This window comes from Pontibacterium granulatum (assembly GCF_029961155.1).
Lineage (GTDB): Bacteria > Pseudomonadota > Gammaproteobacteria > Pseudomonadales > Balneatricaceae > Pontibacterium > Pontibacterium granulatum.
Genome location: NZ_JASBRH010000009.1, coordinates 33,171 through 45,933, shown reverse-complemented (window position 1 = coordinate 45,933; position 12,763 = coordinate 33,171). Strand labels below are relative to the sequence as shown.

The window sequence follows — 12,763 nt, the reverse complement described above, 5'->3', positions numbered from 1 at the left end:
TTGTACCGGCGGCGTTTGATCGTCAGGGCGCCAATATCCTTTGTGACCAGATCGAGGGAATTCCCAATGGGTACAGGTTCTAGTTTAAAGACTTTATTTACAGGGGCTCTGTTCGGAACAGCGTTAGCACTGACGCCGGTTTTAGGTAGCGCCGTTTTTGACCTGGATTCAAGTGCAGTTGTATATGCCAAGGGCGGTAATGGTGGCGGCAACGGAGGCGGTAACGGAAATGGCGGTGGTAATGGCAACGGTGGCGGACATGGGGGCGAGAAGGGCGGACACGGTGGCCAGGCAAAAGGTGCCGACGACTCGGACGGCCACCCAGGTCAGGGTAAGGGACATGACAAATACGAATATGGCTATCACGATGACAACGGCAAGCTGAAAGGCAGCCTGAACGCCGCCCATGCATCAGCAACCGCACATGCTCACGCAGCGCCTCACTCCCGCGTAGGGTTAATCGCCACCTATGAGCGCGCGGTGCTGGCATCCAGCGTATCGGACGATGATGCCGAACGTATCAGTGATCTGTTGGCAGAACTGGATAACCCTGAATTGACCAATCAGGAGCGAAAGGCAATTCAGGCTGAGCTGTCCGAGATTGTCGGCAATCTGGAGCAGGGCGAAGAGAAAGACGAAGCGGATGTGGAAACCCTGGCCGCTGTTGCCCGAAGTTCATTGGAAGCTGCCAGCAACAAGGAACTGGATAGCGAAGATAAGATGATGGATGCGGTCAACGAATTGCTGGGTATCAGTGAAGACAACGAGGTTGTCGCTGCGGTAAAAGCGATGGATGACGCGCCTGAGCCGGAAGAGGAATAACGGCTCAGGTGTAGTAATTCAACGCGATCAGACATTCTATGTCCGCTGTCGGCACAAAGTGTGCCCCTTCAGTTAGGGGTATTGCTAGATGAGCAACAACTTGTACCTTCCTGTATTGGAGGGCAAGGTACTGTGCCATAGGAGCAATAGACACAACAGTCGCCAGGAAGTGGCTTCAGTAACGTACCGCACCCCTCACACACATAAAACCATTGGCACGCATCGGTGGGCATGGATTCCATTTTTGAATGGCCGCACTCTGGGCAGGTAATAGTCGATTCCAAAATGATCTTGTTGTTCACTACGACTCCTTGCTCTGTCTAGTCGTTTGGCAAACCCGGTGAGGTGGTGAAGTGAGATCCCGGACCGCTACACCAAACATGAGCGTAAGGGCTCCGTAAAACATGTAGGTGCTCCATGCGTCCGTCCAGAACAGGTACAAAGTGGCCAGCACCATAATAGGTCCTGCAATGGCTAAAATACCTCTCAAGTGGCGTTTATGTGACCACCATGAGGCTAAGGCAGCGACGAGCACAATGGCCGCAAATAGCGGTAGTAAGGTATTGATGAAAACACCTTCAAATTGTGCCAAGAATCCCATTCCTAAGGCGGACCCAAGAGCACCCAGCACGGGAAAGCATGACGCACACCCCATAGCCGAGACGATAGTTCCCAGCGCCCCCAGCTTTTCGGTAAGTATTGATAACTGCATACCCTACATCTCAAAATTAATCGATACGTTGAGTATAAACTCCGTACTATGGTACGGAATCAAGCATGAATCACTTGCCCTGTGAAATGGCGTCAATGATTGGGCAGGAAGAGTTGGAGCTGTTGTCTTCACATGAACTGATCAGTGTTTCCAGCGTATATTTGATTGCACGGAGATCTTTTATTTTACCTTTCACATCATCAAGCTTACTGGACGCCAATTGCTTGGTTTGGTCACAGCTCCCCTCACCAAGGGAAAGCAGAGTCTTGATTTCAACAAGACTAAATCCGAGCTTCTTCGCGCGTTGTATGAACTGTATCTGCTGCACATCTTGGTCAGTGTATGTTCGATACCCAGAAGCAGGCTTCGCAGGCTCCAGGATAAGCCCAATACGTTGGTAATACCTTATGGTCTCTACGCCCACACCAGCCTGTTTAGCCGCTGTGCTGATAGTCAATTTGTCCATTGATTTTGATCATCACATCTCATTGCTTGGGGAGTGATCCTTACTATAGCCTCCAACACAAATTAATGTGAACGCCCGTTTGGGGTCGAAAACCGACTTCTTTGCCTTATGGTCTGCCTACCGTCTGCCATAGTGACCAGGACGGTCGCTTATCGGCACAAACCAGACTTTCACCTCCACCTGATTTTTACTTTTGTTGGTGATCCTCTCCAACTCGCAGCTACCCCACAGACATGGGCGCAAGACTATCTATTGGTAATTGTTCTTCTCTAGGTCTATTTTTTAGGTTGTCTCTGAAGCTGATAGAGATCGAGAAGGTGCTCTGTCACGAGGAAGTAGCTATGGAATTCATTACCAAAGGCGACACGATTAACTGCATTCGCATTATCAAAGATAAAGTTTCAGGTAAGGAAATTCACATCACTGTGGCCTCATTCAATGCCCGAGTTGACCGCCTCCCTCCTCATGTTGCGGCAGAACTATTCACTGAGGAGGTTAAAGAGCTTTTGGTATGGCTAGAGGATCGCACAAAACTACAGTCCAAATTAGCGAAGCAACCCATAGAAGACACTATTCTGGAATCACTTCCTCTCCTGCTCAGGCAGGCAACCCAAGCACTTAAAAATGTGGATAGGCTGGACTCGACGCTCTTTCGTTCAATCAACGAAAGGCTGGCAGAACTATCTGAGGCACTTGATAGCACTGAGCGTTTTACTGCTACTCGCAAAGCTGGTTCGATGCAGATGCAAAATAGCGAGGAGCAAAAAGAAAGATTGGATACAATCAAGAAGGACATCGAAAAAAAAGAATAATGTCCATCCTGAACTTCGTTGACGGTTTTTCGCGTCCTTTTTTGAATGCATTTATAAATGCTCTTGGCTACACACACTACAACGGTTGTCATTGCTCAATGATGGTATGACTCACCGTTTGATTCGCGGCTCACTTGAGGAAATATTGCCACGTTCAGGCGAACACATTAACAGTGCGAGACCCGCCGCTGCGGAAACAATGGATGCTAGGAATATTCCCAGTTTAGCGCTATCAACAATATTCTGGTTATAAGCGAGGTTCGCTATAAACAGAGCCATGGTGAAGCCGATTCCGGCGAGTAGGCTGCCGCTATTTTAGGGGAGGTTTACACAATCACTTCGCTCCATATTAGATCGAATATATTCTCGCTGTTGAGAAACTGTTCGTTGCCCTCACAACTATAAAGCCTGGTTGACCCAGGCTTTATCAGGAACTGGACTGGGGCTGCTATTGATAATTCTGCGGAAACAGAGCTCGCTTCGCTTCTTCATCCATATCTGATTTGAAACTGTATTCTTGAGCCAAGGCCCGGGTTTTCTTTACAGATGGGCGTGCATCCACTGTTGTAAACCAGCGCTGGAGCTCAGGGAAATTTTCCAGCTCTCCTTCACCTAGAACTGGGGTCACCCGGTCTATCCATCCCCAAGCTGAAATATCCGCCAGAGTAAAGCAATCTCCAACCAGAAAATCCCTGCCTTCTAGCCGATCATTCAGAACCTGATAGTGGCGAATCGCCTCTTTGCGATAGCGGTTAACGGCGTAAGGAATATTCTCGGGGGCTGAACGCTGAAAGTGAACCGCCTGGCCAGAATAGGGGCCCAATCCCGTGGCAATGAACATCAACCATGACAGAAGCTCGCCACGATTTTCCTTAGCACCCAGAAATACGTCATGCTTTTCTGCCAGATACAGCAGGATGGCGGTAGAGTCGAACACCACGGTGCCATCATCATCAATGGCGGGTACCTTGCTGTTTGGGTTAATCGATTTATATTCAGGTGTATGTTGTTCTCCCTTCAACGTATCAACAGGCACTAATTCATAGGATAAGCCTGCTTCTTCGAGAAACAGAGCGACTTTCATAGGATTAGGGGTAGGGTGAAAGTAAAATTTCAGCATCGTCTTCACTTTTTAATTTCGGGGTTTAAGTTTTAGAACGTGGTCAATATCAGAAGCGCTATGTCTTTCTGCTAGTTGCTCCCAACTTTCGCCCCAGGTTCGGTTAACAATACGCCCTCGTTGAACAGCCGGGCGTTGTTCTATCTCTTTTGCCCAGCGTTGTAGGTTTGGATAACTATTAACATCCAAAAAATCTGCGGCATTGTATTGATTTCCAAGGACCAGATTTCCATACCAGGGCCAGATTGCTATATCAGCAATACTGTAATAATCACCTGCAATGTACTGCTGGTTTGCCAGCTGCTTATCCAGCAAATCCAACTGGCGCTTTACCTCCATAGTGAAACGGTTAATCGGGTATTCCATCTTTTCCGGGGCGTATACGTAGAAGTGACCAAAACCACCGCCTAGGTAGGGCGCAGAACCCTGTAACCAAAAAAGCCAGTTTAAGGTTTCTGTCTTTTCGGCGGACGTTGCAGGCAGTAGTTTGGAAAACTTCTCAGCGAGATATAAAAGAATATTGCCGGATTCAAATACACGAACAGGGGAATCCTGTGCTGAGTGATCAATCAACACCGGGATTTTTGAATTAGGGTTCGCCGCTACAAACCCTGTAGAGAACTGATCACCGTCACTAATTTTAATCAAATGTGCATCATACTCGGCCTCTGATACCCCCTGAGCCAACAGCTCTTCAAGCATGATGGTGACTTTTTGTCCGTTTGGTGTGCCCATTGAATAGAGCTGTAGTGGTTGCTTTCCAACTGGAAGAATCGCCTCATGTGTAGCGCCAGCGGTAGGACGGTTAACTTTCGCCCAAGTACCGCCGTTCGTTTCATCAAAGGTCCAGACTTCTGGTGGTGTGTATTGGATGCCCATAGTTTATCTACCAAGTCCGTTACGCAAATTTTTAAATGCTTCTGAGTCTGTAATTGATCGATCGTTCAGGTTATCCTATCTGGACTTGAACGAGTGTTCAATATAAAATTTGAATACACTTTCAAATAAAAATTTTCATATGGCTAATAAGTTGAAGCATGATCGTCAGTTGGTAATAAACCAGGCGACCAATCTGTTCTGGGAAAAAGGCTTTCATGCAACCTCAATGCGTAACCTTCAAGACCATATCGATATGCGTCCTGGTAGTATTTATGCCGCTTTTGGTAGTAAGGAGGGTTTGTTCAAGGAAACTCTTCAATGTTACGCCGACGGCAGCCTGAAGCGATTGCAAGCATCTGTTGAAGCGACACCAAGCCCCCTAGCAGCGATGAAACACTTTGTGAAGTTGGTGGTTCAGCAGGGGAAAAATCAGGCCCCTAATGAGATGTGTATGCTGGTTAAGACCGTCTCTGAACTCACTGAAGAAAACGAAGAGCTGCTAGAGGAATCAAAACGCTTGCTAAAGGTTATGGAAAACGCGTTCGCTGATCTGTTGTCTCAGGCCCAGCAAGCAGGTGAAATTGATTCCTCTAAAGACCCGCAACGGTTGGCTCGGTTGATTCAGATGCAGCTAATTGGTTTGCGTCTGTACGCACGGACTAGTAATTCTGAAAACAGTGTTAATGATTTGATAGATGATCTTTTTAACTGTTTAAAATGATATCAGGGCGGTATTTGCTTCTTAACGCAAATTGCTGAGAGTGTCTGCAAAGCGACATAGCTAGGCTATTCACGTCCGTACGTCCTTGTGCCCCTTTGGTTCACCGGCAGGCAACCTTGCTTTGATGTCATCCTAAACGCGAGGTAAGGTCAGATCTGAGTTAGTACAGGTCACGCCCCCATTTCTGACCTGATCGCGCTGATCAGGTCAGTATTTAGCTTATTGCCAATGTCAGACAATCCACGGTCTGACGTATACGCCGCAATTCCTTTACGGGTGTTTGGCCCCAGCAAACCATCGATTGATCCTGATGGGAAACCCAACAGGTTCAGGCAGTGTTGTACAAACCGGATTTCAGCGGGAGAAATGACTGTTGTGTAACGCTGTGGGGACCAGCGATTAAAGCGTGCGTCTGCTTGCGCGATTTCGTCGGCGCTCATCTTAGTGTGGAGCCTATTCAGTAAGGCTTGCGCCTGTGGTTGGTTATTACTCTGTGCCAACCGTAGCCACATTGAGGCTTCCCCCAAGTCTTGGACAACCCCCATACCGGTCGCAAAGGCGACACCGGTTGCTAACTGGGCGGGGCCATGCCCCTGTTTTGCAGATCGCATCAACCAGTGCACGCCCCAGGCTTCTTCTGGCGAAACGCCACGTCCGTTCAGATAGATATTTCCCAGTGCGTACTGCGCTTGTGCATGCCCCTTTTGTGCGGACTTCTCCAACCATTTAACTGCTTGCTCTGTATCTGGTTGAGTACCTTTACCGTTGAGATACGCCGTACCCAACATGTATTGCGCTTCCACATGCCCCAGGTCGGCCGCTTTCTGAAACGCATCCAGCGCACGAGGATAATTGGGATCGCCATCGTTGCCACTGGCAAGGCGCACACCCAACCGATAGTAGATATCGGCACTGGATAGCTCGGGCTCAGCGCTGTTGGGGGCTTGTCGCTCAGCGTCCTGCAGAGGAAGCCACTCTTTTAGCGTATTGCAGCCCGCTAATGGCAAGCAAAGGAGGGAGATCAGCAGTAACGGCTTGGTTTTCATCGTAGCGCTTCCAGTCACTCAACTTGTAGAACTATAGACGACTGGTGATGGGCGGTTTGAGCTTTATGTGTAGAAAAACATAAGCCGATAGGCTCGGCCGGAAGCAGTTGTGTACCGGATCACAGCAATGTGTGTTAAAGATTTCTCGCGCCTACAGGCGGAATGTATCTCTGGTCTACACTTTCTGTAGCAACTTGTGTACAGAGGGTTGTTTATGGACCGTAAGTTTGTATTAACAGCGTTTGGTTATGCGATATTGGGCTTGCTTTTGGGCATATATATGGCGGCGTCGGGCAATCACGGACAGTTTGTGACACACGCCCATATTATGCTGGTTGGTTTCCTACTGTCGTTTCTGTATGGCTTATGCCATAAGCTCTGGCTTAACAACTCGACGTCAAGGTTGGCATGTGTGCAGTTTTACCTTCATCAAGCGGGGGCTGTGGTTTTGCTCCCGGGACTGTTTCTCCTATACGGTGAGTTTCTAGATGCGGAAACGCTTGATCCGGTACTGGCGGCGGCCTCTATAACGGTGTTTATGGGCGTTGTGCTGATGAGTATCGAGTTTATCAAGTGCACAAGAGATGTAACTGACGGAGCCTAGGCGGACTTTTCACGTGCAATGAATCAGTGTGATTAACGGCTTGTTGAGGCAGGTTTCAGGGGCATACAATATCCGCTTTGTGTATCCGCCTGCTGCAGATGATTTGGGGCCATACTCAAACCATCTGCAGGCAAGTAGGCATACCATAACACCCACGCCAGGAATTCACAGTGACACTCATCGCAGAAACACCCGAACCTCCTTACTACGCAGTTATCTTTACTTCTCTTCGCACCAACGACGACAACGGCTACGGTGAGATGGCTGAAAGAATGGTGAAGCTGGCTTCAGAACAACCTGGTTTTCTGGGGGTGGAATCCGCACGGGAAGAGGTGGGTATTACCGTTTCCTATTGGTCTGATCTTGAGTCGATCAAGAACTGGAAAGCAAACCTGGAACATCTGGAAGCGCAAAAACTCGGGCATGAGCGCTGGTATTCCTCCTTCAAAACACGCATCGCCAAGGTTGAGCGTGATTACGGTATCTGACCGCCAATCCCACTGAAAGTCTACAAGGCAGTTCAATGATCGATACTTACCTGTTTGATTGGGGCGATACGCTCATGATCGACTTCCCAGATGTACCCGGGAAGATGTGTGATTGGGAGGTGGTTGAGGCGGTTGATGGGGCCAAAGAGGCGCTGGGTTATCTGTCACAGCATGCCAAGATTTACATCGCCACCGGTGCTGCGGATTCCAGTGAAGCGGATATCGCAAAAGCCTTTGCACGTGTCGGATTGAGTCAGTACATCTCGGGTTACTTCTGCCAGGCAAACTTGGGGTTAGCTAAGGGTATGCCGGAGTTTCTGCCCGCAATTATTGATCGGCTGGGTATCCCAAAAGAGCGCATTGCAATGGTCGGTGATACGTTGGCTAAGGATATTGAGCCTGCGTTGGCTGCCGGGATTAAGCCGATCTGGTTATGTCGTGATGAACAGAAAATCGCCCCTGAGAATGTGCAAATCATCGGAAGCCTGCGAGCGCTGTGCGCTTAGAAACGGCTGATACGGCATGTGGTCTTATCGCTCGCCCACATGTCGTATTCCACATTACAAAGCTTAGGATTGAGTGATACATTCAAGTGATTGGAATAACGTGGCTTTGGATAACCTATGAAAAGGCTCGACTTCGGCCAGTTGGCAACCTTTGTGGCGATTGTGGATGCGGGCAGTATCACCAAAGCCGCAGCGTCTTTGCATCGTACCCAGGCGGCGGTCAGCATTCAGTTGAAGAAGCTGGAAGAGGGCACGGGTAAGCAACTGCTTAACCGCAGCTATAACCAGTTTACCCTTACCCACGAGGGCGAGATCCTGCTCTCTTATGCCCGCAAGATTCTCAATCTGTCGGAAGAGGCCTTTAACGCGATCAGTGACGAAGAGGTATCGGGCGTGGTGCGCTTTGGCATCCCCGATGGCTATGCGCGTGCCTATATCCTGAATTCTCTGAAACAGTTCATCAGCCGCTTTCCGAAGATCCGTATCCAGATCAAAAATGACAACAGCCACAACCTTTACCAAAGCCTGCGGGAAGGCGAGCTGGATCTGATTCTGGCAACCCGTGATCCGAAGGAATCCGGTGGCCAGCTGGTGCGCCGCGAGAAGATCTGCTGGGTGGCCGCCAAGGATTACCAACTGGATATCAGTCAGCCGATTCCGTTGGCGTTGTACGAGCAAGGGTGTGCCTACCGACATAACATCGTCGAGAAGCTGAATCAGAACGAGAAGGACTGGTTTGTCTCGTTCGAGTGTCAGGGCGTGACCGGCTTTGATATTGCGATCACCAATGGTTTGGCGATCTCGGCGCTGTCCGAGTCACTGGTGAAAGATGAGTGGCGGGTGATCAAGCCGTCAGAAGGATTGCCGGACTTGGGAGAGATCGAGATCGAACTGCATATGAGCCCCGGGGACGTGAGTGAGGCGGTGCGCTGTTTCGCCGATGAGATCCGCAATCAGGTCAGTAATATCCAGGTGTCCTGATAAAGAAAAGCCTTCCTGTTGGAAGGCTTTTTACGTTGAAGGGGCGTTCGCAAAAACGATTTAGTCCAGCAGGGTGTCCGGACGGTTGGCTTCGCGCTCAAAGTGGACCGGCAGAGCACGACCGTAGAACTGCTTGGAATGCTCCGGGCGGTTCACCGTATCCGGATCGGTCATGTAAGTTGGCAGGGCCGTGATCCAGGCGCCCGGGCCTTTCACCTTCTGCACGCGGTGCAGCGCATAGCGGCCCTTAAAGAGCTGTAGATAGCCCGGTTTCCATTCCAGCTCGTAGACCCCTTCTTTATCTCCATTCAGCACGCGTTTCACCGCTTCGATGTTTTCATCTTCCTTGGTGCGGATATTTGGTGCGTACTCGAAGATACCGCCTTCAGCCGGTTGTTCCACAGATACGCTGACAGTGAACTCGTTACCGTCAAAGTGCCACGGGAAGTAATCGCCGTCTTCCAGAATACCGTACGGGCAACGCGCCAGCGGATCAGCCCAGGTGTAAATCGGCCAGATGCCCAGACACTCACCCACAAAGCGGGTCATGATGTCGTTGTCGTACATCCCCAGCATGTCGGAGTCTTCCGGGATGATATCGGTGTTGACGAAGCCCGCGGTGCGCCGCTGCAGGTAGTGGTTGGGATGATCGTTAGACAGCTGATCGTCTTTCTTCGTCATGTATGGGTTGTGCTCCTGCTCGGAGCGGAAGATACACGGCAGGAGGCGGCGTGCTTCCAAGCGCATCCGTTCCTGAGCTTCCGGGCGGACAAAGTCAGCGATAACGCTGCAGCCGATATCATCCAGCTGTTCACGGCAACGAGCGACCAGTTCCTGGGTCACGGGGTGCTCCAGATCGTGGATTGGGTATTTGTCCAAATCAACGATCTGAGCCAGGCGTTCAAGTTGCTGAGCATAGTCTTTCTGAGTTGTGGCAGTCATAGGGACCTCTTTAGGTTTATTTTTGTCATGGAATGGCCACATATTCATCGCGGGAAACGCCTGGCGGCAAACGAAGAAAACCGCGTTTTTAAATCGATTTTTTAAATAATGTAGAGCGGATGGGGGCTGCAGAAGTGCTCCGGATGCAGTATTGCAATTTTAAATAGTTGAGAATGTTTTTTGCGATGGTTACGCGTTTTTAAAAGAAGTGTGTCTCGATCAAAATAAATTGATTTTATGGATCGAAAATATCGATTTGATGCCGGTTTTTGTGCTTGTGAGGAAATTGTAAATTGATGTGTGGATTTAGTAAATATTTGATATTTAAAAGATTTAGTGTCCATTCTTGGTTTGGAAAACTAGAAGGGATTGTCGATGTGGCTCACATATCGAAAAACTTAATTTTAACCATCCATATATCTGTTTTTTCTGAACATGATTTTTAACTAAATTGGTTTTGTGGCTGTGGGCCACTGAATATTTACCAACGCGAAAAATAAAAAAGGTTGAATCATGACAGAAGCAGTTAGCATTAACGAACAGAATGCAGTTGAGCTCACAGTAGCGCCGTCTGTAATGCCTGAGTTGGAAGATCTGGTCGATCTGGAAACCTACCCGATCCACGATCTGGAATCCCCAAAACGTCAAGCGCTGGTGGACCAGTGCCGCAAAGAGCTGGATGCTGTGGGTTGCTGCCGTATCCCGGACATCATCAAGCCGGAATCCATTGAGCGCATGCGCCAGGAAGTCGAGCGTCAGCGCGATGAAATCTACTGGTCTGAAGACAGCCACAACCCATATATGACTAAGGAAGATACATCACTTCCTGAAGATCACCCGGCGCGTTTCTTCGAAAAACGCTCCAGCGGATTTGTGAACTCCGACATCCTGGAACAGTACTCCGACCTGCGTGCCATCTACGATAATGATGTGATTTTGCAGTTTGTGTCTGACTGCTTAGGGATTGCACCGATTTACCGTTGGGCTGATCCGCTGGGCAGCAACCCATACAGCATCATGGATGAAGGCGATTACTTCCCATGGCACTTTGACGGTAACGAATTCACCGTGTCTATTCTGGTTCAGGAACCGGAGAAGGGCGGTGAGTTTCAATACTACCCAGACCTGCGTACCCCTGAAAACGAGAACCTGGACGAGGTTGCGCGTGTATTGAACGGTGACTATAGCAAGGTGCATTCACTGGCACTGCGTCCGGGTGATATGCAGATCTTTAAAGGTCGCTTTTCGATGCACCGTGTAACCCCGGTGGAAGGTAAGACGTCCCGTTACATTGCGCTGCCGACCTACATGCGAGAGCCGGATTCTGTAAATCGCCCAGAGCGCGCTAAACAGTTTTACGGGCGTGCACTGCCAATCCACTACGAGCGCGAGGCGAACCGTCCTGACGATCTGATCGACTAACACCGTCGCGTCAGGACGCTGACGCGAATGCCTTCATATTATGCAGACTTTCAGGGTGGCTCTGAGGATAGGGGCTGCCCTTTTTTGTTTCAGTGTCAGTGAGTTAGGCGTCAGTAATTGCCTGTTCACGACGCCTTCCAATATGTTTGTTGATCAAAAAAACAAATATTACTAAGCTCAAGACAAAAATAATAAATGGCTATGCTGTATGAACATCAACCATATGAAGGCCTTCCTTGAAGTTGCCCGCAATGGCAGTTTTCAGACTGCAGCTGAAAATCTGCATATTACCCAATCAACCGTCAGTGCCCGAATCAAGGTGCTGGAAGATCTGCTCAACACCACGCTGTTTCATCGTAAACGTGATGGCTCCGAGCTGACCCCCGCAGGTAAAAACTTCGTGCGTTATGCGACGACGGCGGTGCGTGCCTGGGAGCAGGCAAAGCAGGAGATCGCGTTACCCGAAGAGCTCGAAGCGATGATCTCTTTAGGCGTGCAGCTTAATCTCTGGCAGCAGATTACGCCTGCCTGGATCGAGCAGATGCAGAACAACGCACCGGCCATCGGTACACGCGTGGTGATGGATTACTCCGACAGTTTGCTGGCTCAACTCGCCGATGGTGAGCTCGATCTGGCGCTGACCTACGTAAAGCGTCAGCAGGCAGAGCTTCACTGTGAACTGCTGATGGAGGATACACTGGTGCTGGTGGCGACCGAACCACGTGGCGTACAGAAGGGCTGGGTAGCCGATTACGTCTTTGTGGACTGGGGTGACGAGTTCCGTGAAGCGCATGCGCTGGCCTACCCGGATACGCAGGCACCGCGTCTGTCGGTGGGGATCGGCATGGTTGGCTTGGATTACATCCTTAACTACGGCGGTGCAGGTTACTTTCCGGAGCGCATGGTTGAGCGTTTCGTCGATCAGGAACGGCTGTTCTACGTGGACGGTGCACCAACGTTTAGCCGTCCCGTGTACCTTGCGTATCCCAAGGATCCGATCAACTCAGAATTGTTGGAAATGGCGTTAGAGACGCTGCAGCAGGTGGTGAAACTGGGGCAGGCGTAACCTCGGAGAAAGGTCATAGGTCTTATTAGTCGTCCCTGTTTTCGGGCACAAATAGAAAGATTGTGACTGCAATCAACACAATGGCGCCCACTATGTAACCGAAGCGTCCCAGGCCCATTCCCTTCATGCCGTGCGCTTCAAAAAACAGGTAAAAAGCCAAACAGAGTGCGACGACC

The 12,763-nt window shown here is 49.8% G+C and carries 16 protein-coding genes and 1 pseudogene; 9 read left to right on the top strand and 8 right to left on the bottom strand.

The features are described from left to right. Positions 1-66 precede the first annotated feature (66 nt). Positions 67-822 (top strand): Asp-tRNA(Asn)/Glu-tRNA(Gln) amidotransferase subunit GatC, encoded by a 756-nt coding sequence (locus QKW35_RS10460; protein ID WP_282352908.1) that lies wholly within the window; start codon positions 67-69, stop codon positions 820-822. A gap of 68 nt (positions 823-890) precedes the next feature. Here the strand turns inward: QKW35_RS10460 and QKW35_RS10455 are convergent, their stop codons facing one another. From QKW35_RS10455 to QKW35_RS10445, 3 genes are all read right to left on the bottom strand, one after another. After that, the gene (locus tag QKW35_RS10455; RefSeq protein ID WP_282352906.1) at positions 891-1,124 is read right to left on the bottom strand and encodes a GDCCVxC domain-containing (seleno)protein; all 234 of its coding nucleotides are present in this window, start codon (positions 1,122-1,124) and stop codon (positions 891-893) included. After that, positions 1,124-1,534 carry an organomercurial transporter MerC gene (merC, locus tag QKW35_RS10450; RefSeq protein ID WP_282352904.1) on the bottom strand — a complete coding sequence of 137 codons (411 nt, stop codon included), beginning with the start codon at positions 1,532-1,534 and terminating at the stop codon, positions 1,124-1,126. Before merC ends, QKW35_RS10455 begins: the two co-directional genes overlap by 1 nt. A 70-nt stretch (positions 1,535-1,604) precedes the next feature. Then, the gene (locus tag QKW35_RS10445; protein ID WP_282352902.1) at positions 1,605-2,000 is read right to left on the bottom strand and encodes a MerR family transcriptional regulator; all 396 of its coding nucleotides are present in this window, start codon (positions 1,998-2,000) and stop codon (positions 1,605-1,607) included. 341 nt (positions 2,001-2,341) lie between these two features. Here QKW35_RS10445 and QKW35_RS10440 point away from each other — a divergent pair, with 341 nt between their 5' ends. Beyond that, positions 2,342-2,812 carry a hypothetical protein gene (locus tag QKW35_RS10440; RefSeq protein WP_282352900.1) on the top strand — a complete coding sequence of 157 codons (471 nt, stop codon included), beginning with the start codon at positions 2,342-2,344 and terminating at the stop codon, positions 2,810-2,812. 111 nt (positions 2,813-2,923) lie between these two features. Here the strand turns inward: QKW35_RS10440 and QKW35_RS10435 are convergent. The 3 genes and pseudogenes from QKW35_RS10435 to yghU all read right to left on the bottom strand — a co-directional run. Beyond that, positions 2,924-3,109, bottom strand: a pseudogene (locus tag QKW35_RS10435) (Na+/H+ antiporter NhaA); the annotation flags it as partial. A gap of 151 nt (positions 3,110-3,260) precedes the next feature. After that, entirely contained in the window at positions 3,261-3,932 is a 672-nt protein-coding gene (locus QKW35_RS10430; protein ID WP_282352898.1) for a glutathione S-transferase family protein, read from the bottom strand. Between the two features lie 12 nt (positions 3,933-3,944). Next, positions 3,945-4,811: a glutathione-dependent disulfide-bond oxidoreductase gene (gene yghU / locus QKW35_RS10425; RefSeq protein WP_282352895.1), complete on the bottom strand. Its 867-nt coding sequence runs from the start codon at positions 4,809-4,811 to the stop codon at positions 3,945-3,947. A gap of 139 nt (positions 4,812-4,950) precedes the next feature. On the opposite strand from yghU, the gene QKW35_RS10420 reads away from it, so the two are divergent. Then, positions 4,951-5,532, top strand: a complete 582-nt coding sequence (locus tag QKW35_RS10420; RefSeq protein ID WP_282352894.1) for a TetR/AcrR family transcriptional regulator — start codon at positions 4,951-4,953, stop codon at positions 5,530-5,532. Positions 5,533-5,702: 170 nt separating this feature from the next. Here the strand turns inward: QKW35_RS10420 and QKW35_RS10415 are convergent, their stop codons facing one another. After that, complete coding sequence (locus QKW35_RS10415; RefSeq protein ID WP_282352893.1) at positions 5,703-6,578, bottom strand: SEL1-like repeat protein; 876 nt, start codon at positions 6,576-6,578, stop codon at positions 5,703-5,705. A gap of 214 nt (positions 6,579-6,792) precedes the next feature. On the opposite strand from QKW35_RS10415, the gene QKW35_RS10410 reads away from it, so the two are divergent. The 4 genes from QKW35_RS10410 (at position 6,793) to QKW35_RS10395 (ending at position 9,157) form a co-directional block, all read left to right on the top strand. Further along, complete coding sequence (locus QKW35_RS10410) at positions 6,793-7,182, top strand: TonB-dependent receptor (protein ID WP_282352892.1); 390 nt, start codon at positions 6,793-6,795, stop codon at positions 7,180-7,182. A gap of 170 nt (positions 7,183-7,352) precedes the next feature. Beyond that, positions 7,353-7,670 carry an antibiotic biosynthesis monooxygenase family protein gene (locus QKW35_RS10405; RefSeq protein ID WP_282352891.1) on the top strand — a complete coding sequence of 106 codons (318 nt, stop codon included), beginning with the start codon at positions 7,353-7,355 and terminating at the stop codon, positions 7,668-7,670. 35 nt (positions 7,671-7,705) lie between these two features. Beyond that, on the top strand, positions 7,706-8,176 hold the full coding sequence (locus QKW35_RS10400) for an HAD family hydrolase (protein WP_282352890.1): 471 nt from the start codon (positions 7,706-7,708) through the stop codon (positions 8,174-8,176). A 117-nt stretch (positions 8,177-8,293) separates the two neighbouring features. Beyond that, positions 8,294-9,157 carry a LysR family transcriptional regulator gene (locus QKW35_RS10395; RefSeq protein ID WP_282352889.1) on the top strand — a complete coding sequence of 288 codons (864 nt, stop codon included), beginning with the start codon at positions 8,294-8,296 and terminating at the stop codon, positions 9,155-9,157. Between the two features lie 60 nt (positions 9,158-9,217). On the opposite strand, the gene QKW35_RS10390 is transcribed toward QKW35_RS10395, so the two are convergent. Then, on the bottom strand, positions 9,218-10,099 hold the full coding sequence (locus QKW35_RS10390) for a HalD/BesD family halogenase (protein ID WP_282352887.1): 882 nt from the start codon (positions 10,097-10,099) through the stop codon (positions 9,218-9,220). Positions 10,100-10,612: 513 nt separating this feature from the next. On the opposite strand from QKW35_RS10390, the gene QKW35_RS10385 reads away from it, so the two are divergent. Continuing rightward, positions 10,613-11,521, top strand: a complete 909-nt coding sequence (locus QKW35_RS10385) for a HalD/BesD family halogenase (RefSeq protein ID WP_282352885.1) — start codon at positions 10,613-10,615, stop codon at positions 11,519-11,521. Between the two features lie 208 nt (positions 11,522-11,729). After that, positions 11,730-12,587 (top strand): LysR family transcriptional regulator, encoded by an 858-nt coding sequence (locus QKW35_RS10380; RefSeq protein ID WP_282352883.1) that lies wholly within the window; start codon positions 11,730-11,732, stop codon positions 12,585-12,587. Positions 12,588-12,763 lie beyond the last annotated feature (176 nt).

Excerpts from the sequence above, each read along its gene's own strand:
- QKW35_RS10460 (WP_282352908.1), top strand. The coding sequence starts at position 67 with ATGGGTACAGGTTCTAGTTTAAAGACTTTATTTACAGGGGCTCTGTTC.
- QKW35_RS10420 (WP_282352894.1), top strand. The coding sequence starts at position 4,951 with ATGGCTAATAAGTTGAAGCATGATCGTCAGTTGGTAATAAACCAGGCG.
- yghU (WP_282352895.1), bottom strand. The coding sequence starts at position 4,811 with ATGGGCATCCAATACACACCACCAGAAGTCTGGACCTTTGATGAAACG.
- QKW35_RS10395 (WP_282352889.1), top strand. The coding sequence starts at position 8,294 with ATGAAAAGGCTCGACTTCGGCCAGTTGGCAACCTTTGTGGCGATTGTG.
- QKW35_RS10430 (WP_282352898.1), bottom strand. The coding sequence starts at position 3,932 with ATGCTGAAATTTTACTTTCACCCTACCCCTAATCCTATGAAAGTCGCT.
- merC (WP_282352904.1), bottom strand. The coding sequence starts at position 1,534 with ATGCAGTTATCAATACTTACCGAAAAGCTGGGGGCGCTGGGAACTATC.
- QKW35_RS10440 (WP_282352900.1), top strand. The coding sequence starts at position 2,342 with ATGGAATTCATTACCAAAGGCGACACGATTAACTGCATTCGCATTATC.
- QKW35_RS10445 (WP_282352902.1), bottom strand. The coding sequence starts at position 2,000 with ATGGACAAATTGACTATCAGCACAGCGGCTAAACAGGCTGGTGTGGGC.
- QKW35_RS10400 (WP_282352890.1), top strand. The coding sequence starts at position 7,706 with ATGATCGATACTTACCTGTTTGATTGGGGCGATACGCTCATGATCGAC.
- QKW35_RS10380 (WP_282352883.1), top strand. The coding sequence starts at position 11,730 with ATGAACATCAACCATATGAAGGCCTTCCTTGAAGTTGCCCGCAATGGC.
- QKW35_RS10410 (WP_282352892.1), top strand. The coding sequence starts at position 6,793 with ATGGACCGTAAGTTTGTATTAACAGCGTTTGGTTATGCGATATTGGGC.
- QKW35_RS10385 (WP_282352885.1), top strand. The coding sequence starts at position 10,613 with ATGACAGAAGCAGTTAGCATTAACGAACAGAATGCAGTTGAGCTCACA.
- QKW35_RS10415 (WP_282352893.1), bottom strand. The coding sequence starts at position 6,578 with ATGAAAACCAAGCCGTTACTGCTGATCTCCCTCCTTTGCTTGCCATTA.
- QKW35_RS10390 (WP_282352887.1), bottom strand. The coding sequence starts at position 10,099 with ATGACTGCCACAACTCAGAAAGACTATGCTCAGCAACTTGAACGCCTG.